This window comes from Thermosipho affectus (genome assembly GCF_001990485.1).
Lineage (GTDB): Bacteria > Thermotogota > Thermotogae > Thermotogales > Fervidobacteriaceae > Thermosipho > Thermosipho affectus.
In genome coordinates this window covers 147,430-169,143 of the sequence record NZ_LBFC01000006.1, presented here as the reverse complement: position 1 = coordinate 169,143, position 21,714 = coordinate 147,430, and the positions used below count along the sequence as shown (strand labels likewise).

The following is a 21,714-nucleotide window of genomic DNA, read 5'->3' as shown; positions in this document are numbered from 1 at the left end:
CACCCCCTTTTTAAATTTTGTTTAATTTGATCGCTACAAAACTGAGGAATACAAAGGCAGCAGTTTCAAATCTCAGTATTTTTTTTCCTAACGAAATAGATTTGAAGTTTTTGGTTAAAAACTCCTTTTCTTTTGGTGAAAAGCCACCTTCAGGACCAACAATGAAAGATATGTTCGAATCAAATTTTTCCGGTATTTTTTCACCTGAAAGATCCAAAAAGAAAGTATTTTGTGTTGCATACTTTGGAATTTCATCAAACGTTATGAATCTAAAATCTGGAAAATAAACTCTTGTACATTGTTTTGCACTGTTTCTAATAACAAGTTCGATTTTTTCCGGTTTTTCTGTGTAGTTTCTATTTGAGTATTTGGTTTTAGTAATGTATATTTTATCAACTCCCAATTCTACTGATTTCTCAATTAACCATCTAAGTCTTTCCCATTTTCCAGATGGCGCAAATAATATTAAATTTTTTTCTTGTAATTTCTCTATATGTTTAGACTCTAAAATGATTCCAAAAGATTTCTTTTTTTCAATTTTTTCAATTTTTACAGTATATTTATTTCCCTTTCCATCTGTACACTTTATTATTTTACCTTCTTTAACTCTAATGGTTTTAAAATGTTTTGTTTCATGTTCGTCAAATATGAATTTTTCTTTGTCTTTATATCCAAAAAATATGTTAGGCATCTTTTCACCTCTTCACATCTTATTTGTTAAGTGTTTATATTTATAGTATAATAAAATTAAAATGAAAATAAAAGAGGAGGGATTCCATGAAAGAGTATATTCCAAGTAAAATAGAAGAAAAATGGCAGGAAATATGGGATAAAGAAAAGGTTTTTGAAACCCCTCAGCGTTCGGAAAAGGAAAAGTTTTATAACCTAGTTATGTTTCCGTATCCTTCTGGTACATTGCATGTAGGTCATGTGAAAAACTATGTGATTGGTGATATTGTAGCAAGGTATAAAAGGATGAAAGGGTATAATGTTTTACATCCATTTGGTTACGATGCCTTCGGATTGCCCGCTGAGAATGCAGCAATAAAAAATAAGATCCATCCAGAGAAATGGACCTTTAAAAATATTGAAATAATAAAAAGCCAGATAAAAAAGATTGGAATAAGTTATGATTGGGCTAGAGAAGTTATTACATGTACAGAAAGTTATTACAAATGGACCCAATGGATTTTTTTAAAGTTGTATGAAAATGGTTTAGCCTACAAAAAGAAGGCAGCGGTTAATTGGTGCCCAAGTTGTCAAACTGTTTTGGCAAATGAACAAGTAGTGGATGGGAAGTGTGAAAGATGTGGAACAGAAGTCACAATGAAACATTTGGAGCAATGGTATTTTAAGATTACAGATTATGCAGAAAGGTTATTGAATGATTTAGAAAAATTGGAAGGTTGGCCGGAGAATGTAAAAACGATGCAAAAAAATTGGATTGGTAAAAGTACGGGTGCTGAAATAGAGTTCCCCGTAGATGGTTTGGATATGAAAATAAAGATTTTCACAACAAGGCCAGACACCCTTTGGGGAGTAACATTCATGGCTATTGCACCTGAATCTCCTTTGGTAGAAACATTGGTTACAGAAGATAGAAAGGAAGAACTTTCTAAATTTTTGAGAAAGGTTTCGCTTGAAGATAGGTTTAAAAGAACTAGTCTTGAAGCAGAAAAAGAAGGATTTTTCCTTGGAAGGTATGCAATTAATCCTGTAACAAAAGAAAAAATACCTATTTATGTTGCAAACTATATTTTATACGAATACGGTACCGGGGCGATAATGGCGGTTCCTGCACATGACCAAAGAGATTTTGATTTTGCAAAAAAATATAATCTTCCCATTCGGGTAGTTATTGACAATCCAGAAAGTTCGATAGATGCTAGTAAGATGGAAAAAGCCTATGAAGAAGAAGGAGTTATGGTTAATTCAGGTCCTTTTGATGGAATAAGAAGTACTAAAGCACTTGGAAAGATAATAGAATACATTGAAAAAGAAGGTATTGGTAATAGAAGTGTTCAATACAAATTAAGGGATTGGCTTATTTCAAGACAGAGGTATTGGGGTGCACCCATCCCCGTTGTGTATTGTGAAAAATGCGGGGTTGTTCCCGTACCAGAGAAAGATTTACCAGTAAAATTGCCAAAAGATGTGGAATTTTTACCAACAGGTCAATCTCCTCTTTCATTGGATGAACAATTTTTAAATACCACGTGTCCAAAATGCGGTGGACCTGCAAAACGTGAAGCGGATACTATGGATACGTTTGTCGATAGTTCTTGGTATTATTTAAGATATGTAAATCCAAAGCTTGAAGATAAACCGTTTGATAAAGAAGATGTAAATTACTGGATGCCTGTTAATCAATACATTGGCGGAGTGGAACACGCGGTGTTACATCTATTGTATTCCAGGTTTATTACAAAAGTACTCCACGATTTGGGCTATTTGGACTTTGAAGAACCATTTGAGAACCTGTTTACGCAAGGAATGATTTACAAAGATGGTTGGAAAATGAGTAAGTCAAAGGGGAACGTGGTTTCGCCAGATGAAATGATTAAAAAATATGGTGCAGATACTCTAAGAACGTACATATTGTTTATGGCTCCACCTGAAAAGGATGCGGAATGGAGTGATGCGGGAATAGAAGGTGTAAATAGATTTTTAAAGAGGTTGTGGAACAATGTTTATTCTATTTTGCCAAAAATAAAGGATGTTAAAGCGGAAAATATCCAATTAAAAGATAAATCGGAGAAAGATTTGAGAAGAAAGTTGCATCGAATAATTAAGAAAATAACAGAAGATATAGAAGGAGGATTTAAATTTAACACCGCTATAGCTGGTTTGATGGAACTTAACAATAGTTTGTCTGAATATTTGAATAAATCAAGGGAATTGAATCTACCGTTACTTAGAGAATTAGTGGAAAAATTAACACTCATTTTATCACCATTTGCACCACACATGGCAGAAGAGATTTGGCATGATTTGGGAAACGAAACTTTAATAGTGAATGAAAAATGGCCAAGTTATGATGAGAGCGCTTTGCAAGTCGATGAAGTTACGATTATCATACAAATAAACGGAAAAGTAAGGGGAAAAATACTTGCAAAAGTTGATACAAATGAAGAGGATATAAAGAAATTAGCATTTGAGAATCCAAAAATTTCTTCATATTTAAAAGGGAAAGATGTAGTAAAGGTAATTTATGTGAAAAATAAGTTGCTCAATATTGTTGTTAAATGAGGGAGGATGAATTTATGAAAAAATTTCTTTTTATTTTTTTAGTGCTTTTCTCTGTAATAGCTATTTCTGAAGAATTACCTGCAACTTCAACAGTTGCGATGGTAAATGGTGAAGAAATCACACTTTCAATGTTAAATAGTGTTGCAGATGTGCAAAAGTTAATGGTTAGTATAAGTCAGGTTGATCAAACGTTTTTTAACGTGCTTTCCAATACAGAAGAAGGAGTAAAACTTATACTTAGATACAAAAGAGCTGTTTTAGAACAACTTATAGATAAGTATTTAATAGTTCAATTTGCAGAAAAATACAATGTAAGACCCAGTGAAGAAGAAGTAAGGGCTTTAATTGATAAGCAACTTGCAGATTATTTGAAAAAGCAGGGGATAGATGAGAAGACGTTTAATGTGTACCTTCAATATGCAAATATGGGTACACTTGAGGATTTTAAAAATAAGATGTACTTTAATACGCTTGTAAATTTATCTATTGAAAATTTGTTTAATTTCGTCGCAAAAGATGCAACGGTTACAGAAAGTGAAGCAAAGGATTATTATGAAAAAAATATAGAAAAATACTCTACTCCAACTCAGTACGATATTTATATATTTAATTTTTCAAGTAAGTCACTTGCAAAAGATGTAAAAAATAGGATTATTTCAGGTGAATCTTTTGATTCACTGGCAAAAGAGTTGAAGCTAAATGACTACCATTATGAAGGGTTACCAGAAGGAAAAATCTTTCCAGAAAAATTGTGGATGTATATAAAGAATGCATCAGAGGGAGCAATTTTAGGTCCAATCAATGTGGAAGATAAGTTCTATGTATTTAAAGTGTTAAAAATTATGCCTATGCGTTCGAAAAGTTTTGAAGATGTAAAAGAAGATATTTTTAAAGAGTTACTAAACAACAAAAAGTCAGTTATCTGGTCTAATTTTATTGAGAACGAATTTAAGAAGTTTAAGGATGAAAGTAAGGTAGAAATATACTACGAAGTAAAATAAGGCCCCAAACGGGGCCATTTTTATTAAATATGTTATAATTTAATAAATGAAAAAATAAAGGAGGTTTGTATATGAAGTTAAAGACTATGACAATGGAATGGACAGGTGATGAGTTAATTTTGATTGATCAAAGGAAAATACCACTTCAAGAGGAATATATGCATTGTAAAACATATGAGGAGGTAGCATATGCAATTAAAGAGATGATTGTGAGGGGAGCTCCTGCAATCGGTGCGTCAGCTGCTTTTGGATATGTGCTTGGGGCAAGACAAATGTTTGATAAAGATTTTGATAAATTTATTGAAAATATGAAAAAGGTGCGTGAAGTACTTGCAAATACAAGGCCAACTGCCGTTAATCTGTTTTGGGCACTGGATAGAATGGAAAAAGCGTTAATAGGGTTTGGGAAACCCCAAGGATTACTTGAATTTCTCGAAGAAGAAGCATTAAATATTGCAAAAGAAGATATAGAGGTTAATAAAGCTATAGGAAGATACGGCGCAGAATTGTTGAAAGATGGTGATACAGTTTTAACTCATTGTAATGCTGGGGCACTTGCGACTGTGGATTATGGAACAGCACTAGGAGTTATTAGAGCCGCTGTGGAGCAAGGAAAGAAAATTAAAGTTTTTGCCGATGAGACAAGGCCTTACCTACAAGGTGCAAGATTGACCGCATGGGAATTAATGAAAGATGGTATAGACGTTACGTTGATAAGTGATAATATGTCTGGATGGTCTATGAAACTAGGAAAGATAAATGCAGTGATTGTGGGTGCGGATAGAGTAGCAGCAAACGGGGATGTTGCAAATAAAATAGGAACTTATATGGTTGCAGTTTTGGCCAAAAGACATGGTATACCGTTTTATGTTGCTGCACCAACGAGTACAATTGATCTAAATACAAAAACGGGTAAGGATATTCCAATTGAGGAGAGAAAACATACAGAAGTTACACATTGCGGTGGAAAACAAATTGCACCAGACAATGTTAAAGTATTTAATCCTGCGTTTGATGTTACCGATGCAGAGTTGGTAACGGCTATAATTACAGAAAAGGGCGTAGTTTATCCGCCGTATGAGAAAAATTTGAAAAAACTTTTTGAGGAGTGATTTGGATGGTGGATATAAAAATTTTGAGAAACAACCCTGAGATATTTTATGATGCTTTGGAAAAGAGAGGAATGGATAAAGATATAATAGATAAGATTGTAGAAATAGATAAAGAATGGAGAAAAATTTTAACGGAGGTTAATAATTTAAAAGCTAAAAGAAATGAACTATCTAAAATGGTTGCTAAACTAAAGTCTGAAGAAAAAGAAGAAGAAGTAAAAAGTGTAATAAACAAGAGTAAGGAAATTGGTGATACAATTAAAAGATTAAGTGAAAAGCAAAAAGAATTGGAAGAGGAAATAAAAAATCTTTCACTTGAACTTCCAAATATTCCACATAAAAGTGTACCATATGGGAAAGACGAAACGGAAAATGTAGAAGTGAGAAGATGGGGAACACCCAGGAAATTTGATTTTGAACCTAAAGCACACTGGGATATAGGACCAGAACTTGGATTGCTCGATTTTGAAAGGGCAGCTAAATTGAGTGGTGCACGTTTTACCGTAATGTATGGTCTTTTAGCAAAGTTGGAAAGGGCATTAGTTCAATTTATGCTTGATGTACATACAAATGAGCATGGTTATACGGAAGTGTGGGTTCCACATCTTGTTAGAAGAGAGACTATGATATGGACGGGTAAATTACCAAAATTTGAGGAAGAAGCGTATAATACAAAAAAAGATGATTTATTCTTGATTCCAACGGCTGAGGTCCCGTTGACCGCGTTGCACGCAAACGAAATTTTGAGTGGAAAAGATTTGCCAAAAAAATATGTTTCATATACTTCTTGTTATAGAAGAGAGGCGGGAAGTTATGGGAAAGACGTAAGAGGAATGATAAGGCAACACCAATTTGATAAAGTGGAATTGGTATGGTTTACAAATGAAGACGAGTCTTTTGATGCACTTGAACAACTTACAAGAGATGCAGAAAAAATTTTGCAATTACTAGAATTACCATACAGAGTTGTTAATCTTTGCAGTGGAGATTTAGGATTTGCATCGGCAAAAACCTACGATATTGAAGTGTGGTTGCCGTCTTACAACGATTACAAGGAAATTTCATCGTGTAGTAATATTACAGATTTTCAAGCAAGAAGGGCTAATATAAGGTATAAAGGTTTGGATAATAAACTACATTTTGTTCACACATTGAATGGATCAGGATTGGCAGTGGGACGAACTCTTGTGGCAATATTGGAAAATTATCAAAATGAAGATGGTTCTATTACAGTACCTAAAGCATTAGTACCGTATATGGGAGTTGAAATAATTAAATGAAGGTGATAGTTTGAATTATATAGAGTATATTAGATCATTAGATTATGAGGATTTAGAAAAGTTTGCAGGAAAGATAAGAAATTACATAATTGAAGTTGTTTCGAAAAATGGTGGACATCTTGCTTCAAATTTAGGAGTTGTAGAATTGACTTTGGCATTGTACAGAGTTTTTGATCCTTACAGAGATTATATAATTTGGGATACAAGTCATCAAACATATACTCACAAACTTTTAACGGGAAGGTGGGAGCTTTTCCCCACTATTAGAAAGTTTGGAGGGTTGAGTGGATATACTAATATATTTGAAACAAAGTACGATAGATTTGGTGCAGGACATGTTGGAACTGCTATTGCTGCAGCTCTTGGAATTGAGAAGGCTCTGAAATTAAATGGAGAAAATTCAAATGTGCTTGTTGTAATTGGAGATGGAGCGCTTACCTCAGGTGAATCACTTGAGGCGCTAAATCAAATAAAGACGTTAAATTCAAAGATAAAGATAATTATTAATAACAATTCCATGTCTATATCCAAAAATGTAGGTGCATTGTCGCACTTTCTTGAAAAAATGAGAACTAGTAAAATTTATTTAGATGCAAAAAAGACGATGAAAAGTAGACTTTCAAAGGGTGTTGAAAAAGAATTAAAAAAATTAAGGGATGCATTAAAGGTTTCATTGACTGGTGAGGACTTCTTTGAAAGTTTAGGATTAAAGCACTTTGGACCACTTAATGGACATAATTTAAAGGAATTGGAAGATGAATTTAAAAGGATCAAAGATTATGAATATCCTTCTGTTATAACTGTAAATACGGTTAAGGGAAAAGGATTTGAAATTTCCGAATTAGATCCAGAGATGTATCACAGTGCCGCCAAATTTGATATTTCATCTGGGACCTTTGTAAAAGAAAGTGGGATAATTTCATATAGTGAAGCTTTTGGAAAAACACTTGCAAAGGTTGCCGAAAAAGATGAAAAGATAGTAGCGATTACTGCGGCGATGAAAAAGGGTACAGGACTTTTTGAATTTGCAAAGAAATTTCCAGAAAGATTTTTTGATCTTGGTATTACAGAACAAATGTGTGTTACTTTTGCTGGTGGACTAGCTACACTTGGATTAAAGCCAATTTTTGCCGTGTATTCGACCTTTTTACAAAGGGGATTTGATCAAATAATACATGATATTGCACTTCAAAAACTTCCAGTAATTTTTGCAATTGATAGGGCAGGCGTGGTAGGTGAAGATGGTCCTACCCATCATGGGGTTTTTGATATAGCTTACATGAGAATGATTCCAAATGTGAAAATATATGCTCCAAAGAATATACAGGATTTGATGGGCACTTTATATACACTTTTAAATAAAGAATTATCGGGACCTGTTGCAATTAGATATCCCCGTGATTATGAATTTGGAAAATTTGAAGAGTTATATGATAAAATAAAAATGATAGATTTAGATAAATGGGAAATTCTTAATTTTGGGAAGGAAGTTGCAATTGTTGCAACAGGTTATCCAACAATGGGCGCGTTAAATGTTGCAAAGAAAAATAATTGGACACTCGTTTTTGCAAGAAGTATTAAACCAGTTGATGAAGAAGTAATAGAGTGGGTGTTTGAAAATCATCGAGTGGTTTTTTCAGTTGAGGAAGGTGTGAAAGCCGGAGGTTTTGGAGAAGAATTGTTAAACTTTGGAAAAGTGGAAATTTTAGCCATTGAGGATGAATTTGTAACGCATGGTACTAGGAAGCAATTGTTGAAATTGTTAAAGTTAGATGAAAACGGCATTGAAGAAAGGATAAAAGAGGTTTTTGAGAGGAGGAGTATATATGAAGATGCAAACCGAATTTGGAGAACTTGATATTACGTTGAATGCTATTAGAAAACTTGTTTATTTTGCGATACTTGAGACTTATGGACCTGTTAGTATTTCGTCAGATAGTTGGTTTTCAAAGATATTAAGTAGTGAAGAAAGTCGTGTGAAAATTCAAGAAGATGAATTTGGTCATGTTAAAGTAGATGCGTATGTTGAATTAGAGTACGGTACGAAAATTTCTGAGGTTGGGAGAAATATTATCGAAAATGTAAAACACAAGTTGCAAAATTTGGCTGGTTGTGAAAGTGTTGAGGTAAATGTTCATGTAATAGATGTAAAATAAGGAGGTTTGTGCCTTGAATAAATTAAATGGGAAAGAGTTAAAACTTCTGTTTATGAAAGGAACAGAAAATTTGTTGAAGCACAAGGATGAAATAAATGCTTTAAATGTTTTTCCTGTACCAGATGGAGATACAGGATCTAATATGTCAGCAACAATGCTAGAAGGTTGTAAGTATTTGGAAAATGTAGATAATGAAACATTAGATAATGTTATAAATGCCATTCGAAATGGGACATTGATGGGAGCACGTGGTAATTCTGGTGTTATATTATCACAAATATTTAGGGGCTTTACCGATGCACTAAAGGATAAGAGTGAGGTTGATATTGTTGATTTTGCACAGGCATTTAGCTCTGCAAAAGATGTGGCGTATGGAGCTGTTATGAAGCCTGTTGAAGGTACAATATTAACTGCCATAAGGTATTTGGCGGAAAATTTTGAGGTACTTTCAGAACAAAAGGATTTTAAAACATTCTTTGAGAAGGTTTTGGAAATATTGGATTCTGCGGTAAAAGATACGCCTAATATGTTGAAAAAATTAAAAGATGCAGGAGTGGTTGATGCTGGTGCCAAAGGATTATACTATATAGCAGAAGGTTTTTCAAAATACATTAATGGTGAAACAGATATTAATTTAGATATAAAAACTACGGCGATGCCCGTAGATGAGATTAATATGATTCCAGAGGATTTAAAGTACCAATATTGTACAGAACTTATTGTTCGTTCATATGATGATATCTCTTATGAAGAAGAAAAAGAGTTAAGAGACTTTTTGCATGAAATGGGAGATTCTGTGGTCTTTTTCTTGCAAGATAATATAATCAAATTACATGTGCATACAAATAATCCAGGAGTTGTTATTGAAAAATTTTTAACTAAAGGTGAATTGTTAAAGGTTAAGATAGATAACATGAAAGAACAACACGAACATTTTATATCAAAAGAACAAGGAGAACCAAAAAAGAACGGAATAGTTGCAGTTTCGCCCAGTGATGGCATTTCAAGAATATTAAAGGATTTAGCAGTTGATGAGATAGTTTTAGGTGGGCAAACCATGAACCCCAGTACTGCGGATTTAAAAGTTGCAGTGGAAAGTGTAAATGCTGAAAATGTTTTTATTTTTCCAAATAATTCAAATATAATACTGGCGGCAAAGCAAGTTGCGGAAACGACAAAAGATAAAAACGTTTATGTTGTTGAAACCAAAAACGTACAAGAATGTATAGCGGCGATGATAAGAAATGTACCAGATGAATCTCCTGAGAGGTTATTTGAAATATTTAAAGAGACAATAAAGGAAATTTCAACTATATCTATAACTAGGGCGGTTAGAAATGCGAAATTGCAAGGAGAAAAAATAAAAAAGGATGAATACTTAGTTTTTTTGAATAATAAATTTGTTGTGCATGATTTTGACTTTCAAATTGCTTTGAAAAAAACATTTGAGAAAATAGAGGACATAGATGAAAAGGAAATAGTTACTTTAATCGTTGGGAAAGAGGCAACACCAGTTGAATTGGATATTTTTAAAAAGTTTATTGAGGAAAAGTATTCATTTTTGGAAATTGAGACATATGAGGGAGGACAAGTGCATTATCCATTTTTAATTTTAGTTGAGTAGGTGAGGTAAAATGAAGGAATTGTTTAGAATTTCAAAAATTGAGGGAAAATATATATATCTTGATAGAGATGTGAGTGCTTGTGGGGCGTGTGCTTTATCTGGAAGTTGTAATGTAAAAAGTGTTTCTACTTTGAAAGTTGAGAAAGACGAAAAATTTGACTATTTTCCAGGTGATTTTGTAATACTTGATTTGAAGTATAAGCCTACGTTTCTGGCGTTTATGTTGTATGGACTTCCCGTGATTTTATTAATTTTAGGAGTGGGGTTAGGTGCTTTTTTAAAGCTTTCAGACTTGTTTAGTTTTTTTATTGGCATTGGATTTATGGGCATTGCGTTTTTAATTAACAAAATTTTGGATAAAAGGTTTAAACCTGTTATTTTAGATGTGCGGCACATCAAGGGGGGATAATGTGATATATTCATTTACTAGGGGTACTCCAGAAAAGGGATGGGTTGTCGTTGTTCATGGTTTAGGAGAACATATTGGAAGATATGAAAAATTAATAGATGGATTGGTAAATAAAGGGTATGGTGTAATCGGTTTTGATTTACCAGGACATGGAAAAAGTTCAGGAAAAAGAGGACATACTTCCATTGAGGAAGTAATGATGGTGATAAATGAACTTACTGTAAATCTCAATAAATTTCATATTTTCGGACATAGTCTTGGTGGGCTTATCTCTATACGATATGCTCAAGAGAATTTGAATAGAATAAAATCTTTAGTTGTTTCATCACCTGCGTTGTATGTAAAGACTTCTTTTTCACAGAAGTTATTACTTTCTGTTTTTGGACTTTTTTACCCTTCTTTTACGCTTTCAAATGGAATTTCTCCTGAAAATTTATCTAGAAATGAAGAAGCGGTGAAGAAATACGTGGAGGATGAATTGATTCACGATAAAATTAGTGTTAAGCTTGCAAGGAGTATATTGAAAAATGTAGCGCTTGCACATGAAAAAGTTGGAATAATTTACACTCCCACATTAATGTTAGTTGGTACAAATGATAGAGTTACGCCACCACAAGGTAGTTATTTATTCTTTAACAATCTTCAGATTATGAAGGAAAATAAGAAATTAATTAGATTTGAGGGAGCCTATCATGAAATATTTGAAGATGAGGAGTGGAGTGAAGAGTTTTACAATAGGATCTTTGAATGGTATGAAAAGAGGTGAATAATTTGAAGTATAAAACCAAGTTGGGAGAACTTGATATAGAGGAAAAAGAAGTTATTCTATTTGAAAATGGGTTACCTGGTTTTGAGCATTTAAGAAAATTTTCCGTGATTTCCCTTAAAGATACGCTTCCAATAATGTGGCTTGTATCCCTTGAAGATGAAAATGTGGCTTTCCCCATTATGGATCCTTGGTTAGTGTATAAAGATTATGAATTTGAAATTTCTTCTGAAGATGTAAAAGAACTTGAAATAAAAGATAGAGAAAGGGTTGCAGTTTGGGTTATTTTGACAATACCGCATGGAAACCCAAAAGAAACGACGGTGAATTTACTGGCGCCCGTTGTTATAAATCTTGAAAATGGGAAGGGAAAACAAATAATTTTAGATGTGGATAAGTACAGTACTAAACATAAATTAGCTTCTTTGGAAAAATGAGGTGATTTTGTGCTTGTTTTGACTAGAAAAATAGGTGAAAGTATAATGATTGGTAATAATATTGAAGTTAAGGTTTTGAAGGTAGATGGTGGGGAAGTAAAAATAGGTATAACTGCGCCAAAGTCTGTTAGAGTATTGAGACGAGAACTGTATGATGAGATAAGGATGGAAAATAAAAAGGCAATAGATTTTAATTTAAAAGATATATCGGAGGTGAAGAGATTTGACGATAGATAAAAAATTAGTTAAAGATATTGCATTTCTTGCACGTCTTGAGATTTCCAACGAAGAAAAATTTATTGAGGAAATGCAAAAAATTGTGGATTATTTTGAATTGTTAAATGAAGTAGATACAGAAGGAGTAGAACCTATGTATACACCAATTGAAGAAAGATACAAACTTTCTGAGAGAAATAGGAAAGACTTTGAAGATGCGGAATTAATAAGAAATAATTTCCCAAAAAGGGAAAACAATTATTTAAAGGTACCTGGTATTCACAAATAGGAGGGTTTAGATGAAAGTAATTGCAACTAACAAAAAGGCATATTCGGACTACAATATTTTGGAAACATATGAAGCTGGTATAGAATTAAGAGGGACGGAAGTAAAATCTTTACGTGAATCGGGGGCAAATTTTAAAGATAGTTTTTGTAGAATTAAAAAAGGAGAAGTTTTTTTACTAAATTTGAATATTCCTCAATATAGAAATGGTAACTTAAACAATCACGATCCGGAAAGACCAAGAAGGTTACTTCTACATAAAAAGGAGATTCATAGATTAATTGGAAAAGTAAAAGAACAAGGTTTAACAATTATTCCAACAAAGATATATTTTAACAATAGGGGTTTGGTAAAAGTGGAGATAGCCGTTGCAAAAGGTAAAAGAAAATATGATAAAAGGGAAGATATAAAGAAAAAAGAAATTAATAGGAAAATTCAAGAATATTTAAAAAGAAATAGATAAGGGGTGAAAAGATGAATTTGGAAAAATTAATAGAGGATAAGATTAAGGAGTTTCACGAAAGTTATAAGTTTGAATTGAAAGATATAAAGGTAGAAGAAGTTAATAAATATATTGAACATACAAATTTGAAGGCCACTACTACAGAAGAAGAAATAAAAAAATTGTGTGATGAAGCAAAAGAGTATAATTTTAGAGGGGTATGTGTGAATCCTTCCTTTGTTCCGCTCGTAAGTGCTCAATTAAAAGGGACGGATGTTAAAGTTGTAACGGTAGTTGGTTTTCCTTTAGGTGCAACTTCTATTAAATCAAAAGCATATGAAGCAAAAATTGCTGCGGAAGAAGGTGCTGACGAGATAGATATGGTTTTACACATTGGTTATTTAAAGAGTAGAAACTACGAATATGTATACCAAGATATAAAAGCTGTTGTTGAGGCTTCAAAAAAGCCTGTAAAAGTTATTATTGAAACTTGTTATTTGACAGATGAGGAAAAGATTGTCGCATGTGTTATTTCAAAAGAAGCAGGGGCATCTTTTGTAAAAACTTCTACGGGTTTTGGTACAGCTGGTGCAAAGGCAGAAGATGTAAATCTAATGAGATGGGTAGTTGGTAATTTGGGTGTTAAGGCATCTGGCGGTGTAAAGACTTTTGAAGATGCAATAAAGATGATCAAGGCGGGAGCAAATAGTATTGGAACGAGTTCAGGTGTTTCAATTGTTAGAAAGTAGGTGAAATTTTGAAGGTTTTGGGCTTAATCCTTGCAGGGGGAAAAAGCGAAAAGTTGGGGCCTTTGGTATATAAAAGGGCAAGTGCAGCGTTGCCAATTGGAGGAAAATACAGGTCTATAGATTTTACATTAAGTAATATGGTAAACTCAGGGATAATAAAGGTGGGAGTATTGACTCAATATAACCCAAGAAGTTTAATGGATCATCTTGGTTCTGGAAAAGAATGGGATTTGGATAGAAAAAAAGGTGGACTCTTTATTTTACAACCGTATATAGGTTTTTCGGGAGAATATTGGTATAAAGGGACGGCTGATGCAATATTTCAAAATATGACTATTTTAAGACGTGGTGAGGAAGACTATGTGCTTATAGGTTCTGGTGATCATATTTATAAGATGAATTATAATGATTTATACCTTTATCACTTTTCAAAGGGAGCAGATATTACCCTTGTAACTAAAGATTTAGATGATTCATATGATATGAGGGAATACGGAAGTGTTGTTGTGGATGATAATATGAGAATACTTCACTTTCACGAAAAGGTGGAAAATCCACCAAGTAGAAAGGCGTTTTTAGGAGTCTATTTTATGAATAAACACCTTCTAATGGAACTTTTATATTCTACTGTTCCAAACGGTGGAAATGATTTGTTGTTAGATGTTATACTACCTCGGATTAATGAATTGAACGTTTATGCATATGATTTTAAGGGATATTGGAGAAATATAAAGAAGGGAGTAAGAGAGTATTTTAAAATAAATATGGATATTGTTTGTGATAGAAATGTTAGAGATGAACTTTTTTACGAAAATGGTAAGGTATACACTAAAATAAAAGATTTTCCACCGGCAAAGTTTACTGCAAATTCAAGTGTAAAGAACTCCATAGTTGCAGATGGATGTATAATTTCAGGTATGGTAGAAAATTCCGTTATTTTTAGGGGAGTTATTGTTAAGGCTGGTGCAAAAGTTGAAAATTCCATTATTATGCAAGGTACGGTAATTGAAGAAGGGGCTGTTGTAAAGAATGCAATAATGGATAAAGATTGTTTAATAAGAGAAGGGCAGAAGGTTATAGGAGACTTTGAACCGGTTATTTTGGAAAAGAGAACAACGATTTAGGGGTGAAATTTGTGAAAAATGTTGTTGCGTTAATTTTAGCTGGTGGGCAAGGAACAAGGTTAGGTGTGTTAACTGAAAAAATTGCGAAACCCGCTGTTCAATTTGGTGGGAAGTATAGATTAATAGATTTTACACTAAGTAATTGTGTGAATTCTGGAATATACAAGATTGGAGTGCTAACGCAATATAAACCACATTTGTTAAATAGACATATTGGTATAGGAAAACCATGGGATTTGGATAGGAAGGATGGAGGGGTTACCATACTCCAACCATATTCCACTGAAGAAATCGGTGTTTGGTATAAAGGAACGGCAGATGCAGTGTATAGTAATATAGAATTTGTGGATAGTTATAGTCCAGATTATGTGTTAATATTATCTGGTGATCACGTATATTCTATGGATTATAATGAGCTTGTTGATTATCATCGAGCTAAAAGTGCATTAGCCACCGTAGCTTGTATGGAAGTACCACTTTCTGAGGCAAGCAGATTTGGAATCATGGTTACAGATTTGGAAAATAGAATAGTGGAGTTTCAGGAGAAACCAAAGGTACCAAAGTCTACATTGGCATCTTTGGGTATATACGTATTTCAATGGAACTTTATTCGAGAGATATTAATAAAAGATTCAAAGGATAAGAATAGTTCTCATGATTTTGGGAAAGATATTATCCCAAAGATTTTAGAGACAGAGAGAATTTTTGCATTTCCTTTTGAAGGATATTGGAAAGATGTGGGAACTATATATTCGTATTGGGAATCTAATTTGGAACTTACCAGACCTATTCCACCGTTTAACATTCATGATGAAAATTGGAGGATTTATACACATTCTGAGGAAATGCCACCGGCTTATATTTCAAAAGATTCCAAAACAAAAAATTCGTTGATCAGTGAAGGTTGTGAAATTTACGGAGATGTTTATAATTCAGTACTTGCACAAGGTGTAGAGATAGGAAGAGGAACTGTTGTGAAAAATTCCGTTATAATGTCTAGAGTAAAGATAGGTGATGATTGTGTGATTGAGAATGCAATTGTTGCGGAAAATGTCTTTATTGGGGATGGTGTAAAGATTGGAGTAGGTAATTTTTCAGAAAGTAAATTAAATAAAAAGATTTATAACTCTGAAATAACTGTTGTAGGTATGGATAGTGTTATAGAAAACAAAGTACAAATAGGAAAAAATTGTGTAGTGGGAAATGATAAGATAGTTAATAAAGATGTACCATCAGGAGAGTATATATAGGAGGGTTTTTAAATGGACCTATATTTTGTTAAGGTAAAAGGTAGAAGTAAGGCTACTGCTGAAGTTTTTTTGGGATATCTGTTTGGAAAAGTAAATAACGTGCCTGAATTTGATTTTTTAATGGTACCGCTTAGGTTTTCAGAAAGACTTGATGATGTAGATTTAAAAGCCAATATATTGGATTTTAGAGAAAATTTTGAAAAGTTGAAAAATGAACTTCTTCTAGATTCCGTGGTGGAAGATTTAACTTTGTCTTTTAACTCGTTTTTAAATACAATCTTTAACAAAAGGGGAAAAATAGCACTTGGAATAGAGTTAACGACAGCGGTAAAAGAGAACGATATTGAGTTGTTAAAAGTTATTCTCTCAAATGTTTTAGAAGAATGGTCTCCAAAGGCTGATATAGAAGTTGTTGCTGAAGGGTTAACGCTTGAAGAGTATTCGGCGTACAATATAATGGATTTAAAAGAAGACTACGAGGAAACGATAATAAGGAAGTTGTATGAACGTACGGATTTAAAAGAATTGCCAGAATTTTTCCCAGTAATTGATCCTATTAACGGAGAATCTATTGTAAATTTTGATATTGGAGATGCAATTTATGTTGTTCCTGTAACATTTGGAAAAATTGAAGAAAAATTGAAAAATGCGTTTCCTAAGAATTTTTCGGATGATGGAAAGGTATTACCTTTTCAAGGCAAGATAATTTCAAAAGAGCTAGTGCCCACAAGAAAAGGAACGCTTTATTTGTGTAAAATAGATTTGGGAAATGAAATTTATGGAAAGTTTATAATAAGTCCGACTTTTAAAATTTTATTTGATGAACAAATAATTATAGAAAAAGAAAAAAACAAAGAAAAAACAAAGCAAAAACCAAAGGTAAAAGTTGTAAAGCCCGCAAATTTAAACATGCCTTCTGGTTCTGAGATATTTTGGGCATTTATAACAACAATGATGTTTTCTGGACTTTTGATTATTATATTGTATTTTCTAAAAATACTGTAGAGGTGAGTGGATGAATTTTGTTAAAATAAACAAAGAAAATTACGAGGAGTGTGCAAAATTCATATACAATGAAAAGAAAGATTATTTTGATTATTTATTTAAGATGAATGCCTTTGAGATAATTAAAAAGGCATTGCTTTTTTCTATACCGCCGTTTTTAATGCAAAATTCGTTAGTTTGTGAGGAAAATGGAGAAGTATTAGGTGTGTTGTTGTATGCACCTAAAGATGCGTTTAGGCATAGATATGAAAAGTGGGTTAAAATACTGGGGCTTAAAGTATTGGGGACAGGCATGAAACTTGCGTCTGTTATTGGACAGATACTTTTAAATTTTACCGTGGATGATGTGTATATAATTTCTCTTTCTGGAAAGGATATTTCGATTGAATATGAACTTTTGTATAATTTTATAAATTCGCATGATTACTCAAGAATTCTGGTGGATGTTACAGAAAACTTATTGAATAAGTATAAAACAATGAACTTTTTAGAGGAAAAGAAAATAAATAATCGGTTAATTCGTATGACTAAAAAGTCAAAGATGAAGCATTGTAGCGGATTGGGATGGGATACACATCCGATAGTGAAGGGAAGGCAGTTAATATTAGGTGGTATTAAGATAGATGCGGGATTTGGTTTAAATGGACATTCAGACGGAGATGTAATTGTACATAGTATAATTGATTCTTTGCTTGGAGTATCGTTGAAAAAGGATATAGGAGTGTTATTTCCTGAGACAAAAGTTCCAGAAGGGATAAGTAGTGTGTATATGCTAGAGAAGGTGTTAAATGCTATAAATCAAAAGGGTTATTTTCCCGAGAATATCGATTGTGTAGTTATAACGGATTTTAAACTAGGAAGTTATAGAGATGAAATATCAAAGAACTTGGAAAAACTTGTAAGGTGTCCTGTAAGTCTAAAGTTTAAAACGGGTAATGGAGTTTATCCAGAAAGAAATCTAAATGCTATAACTGCTATTTGTGTTAGTAACATAATTTCAATATAGAGGTGATAAAATGAGAAAGTTTCTACTTTTTGCTTTTTTAATGTTTTCGTTGTTTTCATTTTCAGAGATGTATAGTATAAAAATAGGTGAAACGCTCCTTGGGACTTCAGTGTTAAACGAAAAAGGGGATGTATATACCACTAAGACCATTATTGACTATGGCATGTTGTACACGATAGATTCTACAACTGTTTTTGTTGACAATTTATTTAAAGATTACATAGTTACTTTTACAGTTGATGGAAGTTATACGGGAAGGATAATTGGTAAGTACGATGGTAAAGTTGCAAAATTTATTTTTGAAACTTTGCAAAGTTCATATACGTATACTTTAAATAAAGAAAATTTATTTATAATGGATAATAATTTTGTATTGTCACATTTAAAAAGGATATTGGATTTTCCAAGCCCTTACTTTAATGTAGTTATTCCACAGCTTTTGTTTAATCCTTCAAAGACGGAATATGCTGTTGAGAATGTATCATTGAAGAAAAAAGGTGAGATATTTGAGTTGAGTTTTAGAGATGAAAGTATCAAGATAACATACCATATGGGAAATATAACTAGGATAGAGTATCCAGGGCATGTAGTGGTGGAGCTGATAGATTGAAAGTTTCAGAATATTTAAGGGAATACAACATTAAACTGTTAAAGAGTTTGGGACAGAATTTTTTGACAAATCAAAAAATAGCAAAAGAGATTGTTGAAAAAGCGGAAATTGATGAAAAAGATGTAGTTTTGGAAATTGGACCAGGGGCTGGGGCCTTAACAGAATATCTTGTTTTGACTGGTGCAAAGATTATTGCCGTTGAAGTAGATAAAAGATTGATACCAATTCTAAAAAGGTTTAATAAGTTTGATAATATTCAAATAGTTTTTCAAGATTTTTTAAAGTTTGATCTTTCAATTCTTCCGAAAGATTTTAAGGTTGTTGCAAATATACCTTATTCTATAACAGGTATGATTTTAAAAAAAATTTTGTTTTCTCGCTTTTCAAGGGCGGTGTTAATGGTGCAAAAGGAGGTAGGAGAACGTTTACTTGCACCACCAAGATCAGATAGAAGCTTTTTGTCTGTTGTTGTACAAAATTTTACCGTAGCAAAGAAATTACTGAATGTATCTAAAGGAAATTTTATACCGCAACCTAAAGTTGATAGTGTAGTTTTGGATTTAAAAAGAAAAAAAGACTTTGAATACGATATTGGGGAGTTTTGGAATTTTGTTTCAAGGTGTTTTGAAGCAAAAAGGAAGACTTTGTACAACAATTTAAGGAAATTTACTGATGTAGGGTGTTTTTCAGGATTTGATTTAAAAAGAAGGCCTCAAGAATTGGAAAACGAAGAATTTTTAGAGCTATTTGAAAGATTTAAAGGATGCAAATAGCATCCTTTTTTATTAAAAAGGAGGGAATATATGAGGATCCTATTTTTAGGGACACCTGATTTTGCAAGCACTCATTTGGAATATCTAATTGAAAATGATTTTAATGTAGTTGCCGTAATTTCTCAACCTGATAAACCAAAGGGAAGAGGGAAGAAGATTTCCTTTACACCGGTAAAAGAAATAGCATTAAAGTACAATATCCCGGTTTTCCAACCAAAGAGTTTGAGTAAAGAAGGATTAAAAATTATAGAGGAATTTAAACCTGATGTAGGCGTAGTTGTTGCGTATGGTAAATTATTAAAACCTCCATTTTTAGATGCATTGGAGTTTTTTAATGTACATGCGTCTTTGCTCCCAAAATATAGGGGTGCTGCTCCTATACAAAGGGCTTTGGAAAACGGGGAAAAAGTTACTGGTATTACTATTTTCAAAATAGGAGAAGGTATGGATAATGGGCCCATAGCCCTTAAGGGAAAAGTGAATATTGGTAATTTTGAAACTTTTGGAGAATTGTATTTAAAACTTTTGAATGTGGGTAAGAAATTACTTGTAGAATTTTTAAAGAATTATCCACTAAGTCTTGCTCCTCAAGAAGGAGAAGTTTCATTTGCACCGAAGATATCAAAAGAGGATTTGGTGTTAGATTTTTCAAAACATTTTTGTAAGGTAAAAGATAAAATTCGTGCGTATGATCCCTTGCCTGGTGTAAGAGTGGATTTTAACGGTAACTTTGTAAAGTTATTTGGTGTTGTTGATTGTATAAAAGAAAATACTAAAGAGTATGGTAAGGTGGTTGCAGTAGACAAAGAAGGTGCTTTGATATCTTGTGAAGGTGGATATGTGAAGGTAAAGTATATACAATTTCCCGGGAAAAAAAAGATGACATTTTACGATGCAAAAAACGGTGGGTTAATTAAAGAAGGTGAATATTTTGGTGGTTAATATCGTAGGAGGAGGCCTTGCAGGAGTTGAAGTTGCGTGGAAGTTATTAAAAAAAGGTATAAAGGTTAGAATTTTTGAACAAAAACCGAAGAAATTTTCACCGGTTCATAGGAGTGAATATTTTGCGGAGTTAGTGTGTAGTAATTCCCTAAAATCAGAGAGTTTGAAGAATGCCGAAGGAATATTAAAGGCAGAAATGAGGTTATTGGATTCTTTGGTTTTAGAATGTGCGTATAAAAATAGGGTGCCTGCAGGTAAAGCCTTGGCTGTAGATAGGGAGGCATTTTCAAAATGTATAACTGATGCAATAACTTCATTTGATAACGTAGAGATAATTAGAGAAGAAGTGGAAGAAATAAAAATAAATGATGAAATATGGGTAGTTGCAACAGGTCCTACTACAGATGGAATTTTTGCAAATTGGCTTTCAAATTTAACAGGAGGTTTTCTAAATTTTTTTGACGCAGTTGCACCTATTATCTCTGGAGAGAGTATAAACTTTGACAAATGTTTTTTTGCAGATAGATATGGTCAAGGTACAAAGGATTATGTTAATTGTCCTATGACAAAAGAAGAATACGAAAGGTTTTATACAGAACTTGTTAATGCTCAAATGATTGAAATGAAGGATTTTGATAGAAAGTTATTATTCGAAAGATGCCAACCAATTGAAGAAATAGCAAAAAGTGGTGAAAAATCACTGATTTTTGGTCCATTAAAACCTGTGGGATTAATTGATCCGCATACTGGTAAAATGCCATATGCGGTTATACAACTTAGAAGAGAAGACGAAAATGGTAATATGTACAATTTGGTAGGATTTCAAACTAGACTAAAGTGGAAAGAACAAGAGAGGGTAATTAAATTGATTCCAGGTCTTGAAAATGCCGAAATATTGAGATATGGCGTAATGCATAGAAATACTTATATTGATTCACCAAAGGTTTTAGATGAGTATTTAAGACATAAAAAGTATGAGAATCTATTTTTTGCAGGACAGATTGTGGGGGTCGAAGGATATGTTGAATCTGCAGCAACGGGTATATATGTGGGAATAAATATTTCAAGATTTTTGGAAGGGAAAGCGCCGGTTAAGTTACCCAAAAAGACGATGCTAGGTGCCCTTTTAGATTATGTAATAACGGCAAAGAATTTAAAGCCCATGTATGCAAATTTTGGACTTGTTGATGTTAAGATGCGAAAAAAAGAAAAGAGGGAGAAATTACATGAGTTTTGCCTTGAACAAATGAGGAAGTTTGTAAATGTGTTAAAATAAA

The 21,714-nt window shown here is 32.9% G+C and carries 23 protein-coding genes; 22 read left to right on the top strand and 1 reads right to left on the bottom strand.

Annotated features, from left to right (window positions below; genetic code table 11):
* Window positions 1-10: 10 nt before the first annotated feature.
* The gene (locus tag XJ44_RS02390; RefSeq protein ID WP_077197936.1) at window positions 11-691 is read right to left on the bottom strand and encodes a 16S rRNA (uracil(1498)-N(3))-methyltransferase; all 681 of its coding nucleotides are present in this window, start codon (window positions 689-691) and stop codon (window positions 11-13) included.
* A gap of 86 nt (window positions 692-777) precedes the next feature.
* Between XJ44_RS02390 and leuS the strand changes: the two genes are divergently transcribed.
* The 22 genes from leuS (at window position 778) to trmFO (ending at window position 21,713) form a co-directional block, all read left to right on the top strand.
* Window positions 778-3,249 carry a leucine--tRNA ligase gene (gene leuS, locus XJ44_RS02385; protein WP_077197935.1) on the top strand — a complete coding sequence of 824 codons (2,472 nt, stop codon included), beginning with the start codon at window positions 778-780 and terminating at the stop codon, window positions 3,247-3,249.
* A gap of 14 nt (window positions 3,250-3,263) precedes the next feature.
* Complete coding sequence (locus XJ44_RS02380; protein WP_075665467.1) at window positions 3,264-4,250, top strand: peptidyl-prolyl cis-trans isomerase; 987 nt, start codon at window positions 3,264-3,266, stop codon at window positions 4,248-4,250.
* Between the two features lie 71 nt (window positions 4,251-4,321).
* On the top strand, window positions 4,322-5,362 hold the full coding sequence (mtnA, locus tag XJ44_RS02375; protein WP_075665466.1) for an S-methyl-5-thioribose-1-phosphate isomerase: 1,041 nt from the start codon (window positions 4,322-4,324) through the stop codon (window positions 5,360-5,362).
* Window positions 5,363-5,367: 5 nt separating this feature from the next.
* Window positions 5,368-6,642: a serine--tRNA ligase gene (gene serS, locus XJ44_RS02370; RefSeq protein WP_077197934.1), complete on the top strand. Its 1,275-nt coding sequence runs from the start codon at window positions 5,368-5,370 to the stop codon at window positions 6,640-6,642.
* Window positions 6,643-6,652: 10 nt separating this feature from the next.
* Window positions 6,653-8,500: a 1-deoxy-D-xylulose-5-phosphate synthase gene (dxs, locus tag XJ44_RS02365; RefSeq protein WP_075665464.1), complete on the top strand. Its 1,848-nt coding sequence runs from the start codon at window positions 6,653-6,655 to the stop codon at window positions 8,498-8,500.
* Window positions 8,469-8,798: an Asp23/Gls24 family envelope stress response protein gene (locus tag XJ44_RS02360; protein ID WP_075665463.1), complete on the top strand. Its 330-nt coding sequence runs from the start codon at window positions 8,469-8,471 to the stop codon at window positions 8,796-8,798. Before dxs ends, XJ44_RS02360 begins: the two co-directional genes overlap by 32 nt.
* A gap of 13 nt (window positions 8,799-8,811) precedes the next feature.
* A complete protein-coding gene (locus tag XJ44_RS02355; RefSeq protein WP_077197933.1) occupies window positions 8,812-10,422 on the top strand; it encodes a DAK2 domain-containing protein in 1,611 nt (536 codons plus the stop codon).
* 10 nt (window positions 10,423-10,432) lie between these two features.
* On the top strand, window positions 10,433-10,831 hold the full coding sequence (locus XJ44_RS02350) for a SoxR reducing system RseC family protein (RefSeq protein ID WP_075665461.1): 399 nt from the start codon (window positions 10,433-10,435) through the stop codon (window positions 10,829-10,831).
* Between the two features lies 1 nt (window position 10,832).
* Window positions 10,833-11,597 (top strand): alpha/beta hydrolase, encoded by a 765-nt coding sequence (locus tag XJ44_RS02345; protein WP_075665460.1) that lies wholly within the window; start codon window positions 10,833-10,835, stop codon window positions 11,595-11,597.
* Between the two features lie 5 nt (window positions 11,598-11,602).
* Window positions 11,603-12,034 (top strand): flagellar assembly protein FliW, encoded by a 432-nt coding sequence (gene fliW, locus XJ44_RS02340; RefSeq protein WP_075665459.1) that lies wholly within the window; start codon window positions 11,603-11,605, stop codon window positions 12,032-12,034.
* Window positions 12,035-12,043: 9 nt separating this feature from the next.
* Window positions 12,044-12,271 (top strand): carbon storage regulator CsrA, encoded by a 228-nt coding sequence (gene csrA, locus XJ44_RS02335; RefSeq protein WP_075665458.1) that lies wholly within the window; start codon window positions 12,044-12,046, stop codon window positions 12,269-12,271.
* Entirely contained in the window at window positions 12,258-12,539 is a 282-nt protein-coding gene (gatC, locus tag XJ44_RS02330) for an Asp-tRNA(Asn)/Glu-tRNA(Gln) amidotransferase subunit GatC (RefSeq protein ID WP_077197932.1), read from the top strand. The genes csrA and gatC overlap by 14 nt, the downstream gene beginning before the upstream one ends.
* A gap of 10 nt (window positions 12,540-12,549) precedes the next feature.
* A complete protein-coding gene (smpB, locus tag XJ44_RS02325) occupies window positions 12,550-12,999 on the top strand; it encodes an SsrA-binding protein SmpB (RefSeq protein ID WP_075665456.1) in 450 nt (149 codons plus the stop codon).
* Between the two features lie 11 nt (window positions 13,000-13,010).
* Window positions 13,011-13,727 (top strand): deoxyribose-phosphate aldolase, encoded by a 717-nt coding sequence (gene deoC, locus XJ44_RS02320; protein WP_077197931.1) that lies wholly within the window; start codon window positions 13,011-13,013, stop codon window positions 13,725-13,727.
* A gap of 8 nt (window positions 13,728-13,735) precedes the next feature.
* Complete coding sequence (glgD, locus tag XJ44_RS02315) at window positions 13,736-14,851, top strand: glucose-1-phosphate adenylyltransferase subunit GlgD (RefSeq protein WP_075665454.1); 1,116 nt, start codon at window positions 13,736-13,738, stop codon at window positions 14,849-14,851.
* Between the two features lie 11 nt (window positions 14,852-14,862).
* The gene (locus XJ44_RS02310) at window positions 14,863-16,101 is read left to right on the top strand and encodes a glucose-1-phosphate adenylyltransferase (protein ID WP_077197930.1); all 1,239 of its coding nucleotides are present in this window, start codon (window positions 14,863-14,865) and stop codon (window positions 16,099-16,101) included.
* A 12-nt stretch (window positions 16,102-16,113) separates the two neighbouring features.
* Window positions 16,114-17,106, top strand: coding sequence for a DUF4899 domain-containing protein (locus XJ44_RS02305; RefSeq protein ID WP_077197929.1), 993 nt, complete (start codon window positions 16,114-16,116; stop codon window positions 17,104-17,106).
* Between the two features lie 10 nt (window positions 17,107-17,116).
* Entirely contained in the window at window positions 17,117-18,112 is a 996-nt protein-coding gene (locus XJ44_RS02300; RefSeq protein WP_077197928.1) for a 2-C-methyl-D-erythritol 2,4-cyclodiphosphate synthase, read from the top strand.
* A gap of 10 nt (window positions 18,113-18,122) precedes the next feature.
* Window positions 18,123-18,722 (top strand): hypothetical protein, encoded by a 600-nt coding sequence (locus tag XJ44_RS02295; RefSeq protein WP_075665450.1) that lies wholly within the window; start codon window positions 18,123-18,125, stop codon window positions 18,720-18,722.
* Entirely contained in the window at window positions 18,719-19,495 is a 777-nt protein-coding gene (gene rsmA / locus XJ44_RS02290; RefSeq protein WP_077197927.1) for a 16S rRNA (adenine(1518)-N(6)/adenine(1519)-N(6))-dimethyltransferase RsmA, read from the top strand. The genes XJ44_RS02295 and rsmA overlap by 4 nt, the downstream gene beginning before the upstream one ends.
* 30 nt (window positions 19,496-19,525) lie before the next feature.
* The gene (fmt, locus tag XJ44_RS02285; RefSeq protein ID WP_077197926.1) at window positions 19,526-20,437 is read left to right on the top strand and encodes a methionyl-tRNA formyltransferase; all 912 of its coding nucleotides are present in this window, start codon (window positions 19,526-19,528) and stop codon (window positions 20,435-20,437) included.
* Window positions 20,427-21,713 (top strand): methylenetetrahydrofolate--tRNA-(uracil(54)-C(5))-methyltransferase (FADH(2)-oxidizing) TrmFO, encoded by a 1,287-nt coding sequence (trmFO, locus tag XJ44_RS02280; protein WP_077197948.1) that lies wholly within the window; start codon window positions 20,427-20,429, stop codon window positions 21,711-21,713. The genes fmt and trmFO overlap by 11 nt, the downstream gene beginning before the upstream one ends.
* Window position 21,714: the final 1 nt, after the last annotated feature.

Excerpts from the sequence above, each read along its gene's own strand:
- XJ44_RS02380 (WP_075665467.1), top strand. The coding sequence starts at position 3,264 with ATGAAAAAATTTCTTTTTATTTTTTTAGTGCTTTTCTCTGTAATAGCT.
- mtnA (WP_075665466.1), top strand. The coding sequence starts at position 4,322 with ATGAAGTTAAAGACTATGACAATGGAATGGACAGGTGATGAGTTAATT.
- XJ44_RS02360 (WP_075665463.1), top strand. The coding sequence starts at position 8,469 with ATGAAGATGCAAACCGAATTTGGAGAACTTGATATTACGTTGAATGCT.
- XJ44_RS02305 (WP_077197929.1), top strand. The coding sequence starts at position 16,114 with ATGGACCTATATTTTGTTAAGGTAAAAGGTAGAAGTAAGGCTACTGCT.
- serS (WP_077197934.1), top strand. The coding sequence starts at position 5,368 with ATGGTGGATATAAAAATTTTGAGAAACAACCCTGAGATATTTTATGAT.
- XJ44_RS02295 (WP_075665450.1), top strand. The coding sequence starts at position 18,123 with ATGAGAAAGTTTCTACTTTTTGCTTTTTTAATGTTTTCGTTGTTTTCA.
- deoC (WP_077197931.1), top strand. The coding sequence starts at position 13,011 with ATGAATTTGGAAAAATTAATAGAGGATAAGATTAAGGAGTTTCACGAA.
- XJ44_RS02300 (WP_077197928.1), top strand. The coding sequence starts at position 17,117 with ATGAATTTTGTTAAAATAAACAAAGAAAATTACGAGGAGTGTGCAAAA.
- fmt (WP_077197926.1), top strand. The coding sequence starts at position 19,526 with ATGAGGATCCTATTTTTAGGGACACCTGATTTTGCAAGCACTCATTTG.
- smpB (WP_075665456.1), top strand. The coding sequence starts at position 12,550 with ATGAAAGTAATTGCAACTAACAAAAAGGCATATTCGGACTACAATATT.
- XJ44_RS02390 (WP_077197936.1), bottom strand. The coding sequence starts at position 691 with ATGCCTAACATATTTTTTGGATATAAAGACAAAGAAAAATTCATATTT.
- leuS (WP_077197935.1), top strand. The coding sequence starts at position 778 with ATGAAAGAGTATATTCCAAGTAAAATAGAAGAAAAATGGCAGGAAATA.
- XJ44_RS02350 (WP_075665461.1), top strand. The coding sequence starts at position 10,433 with ATGAAGGAATTGTTTAGAATTTCAAAAATTGAGGGAAAATATATATAT.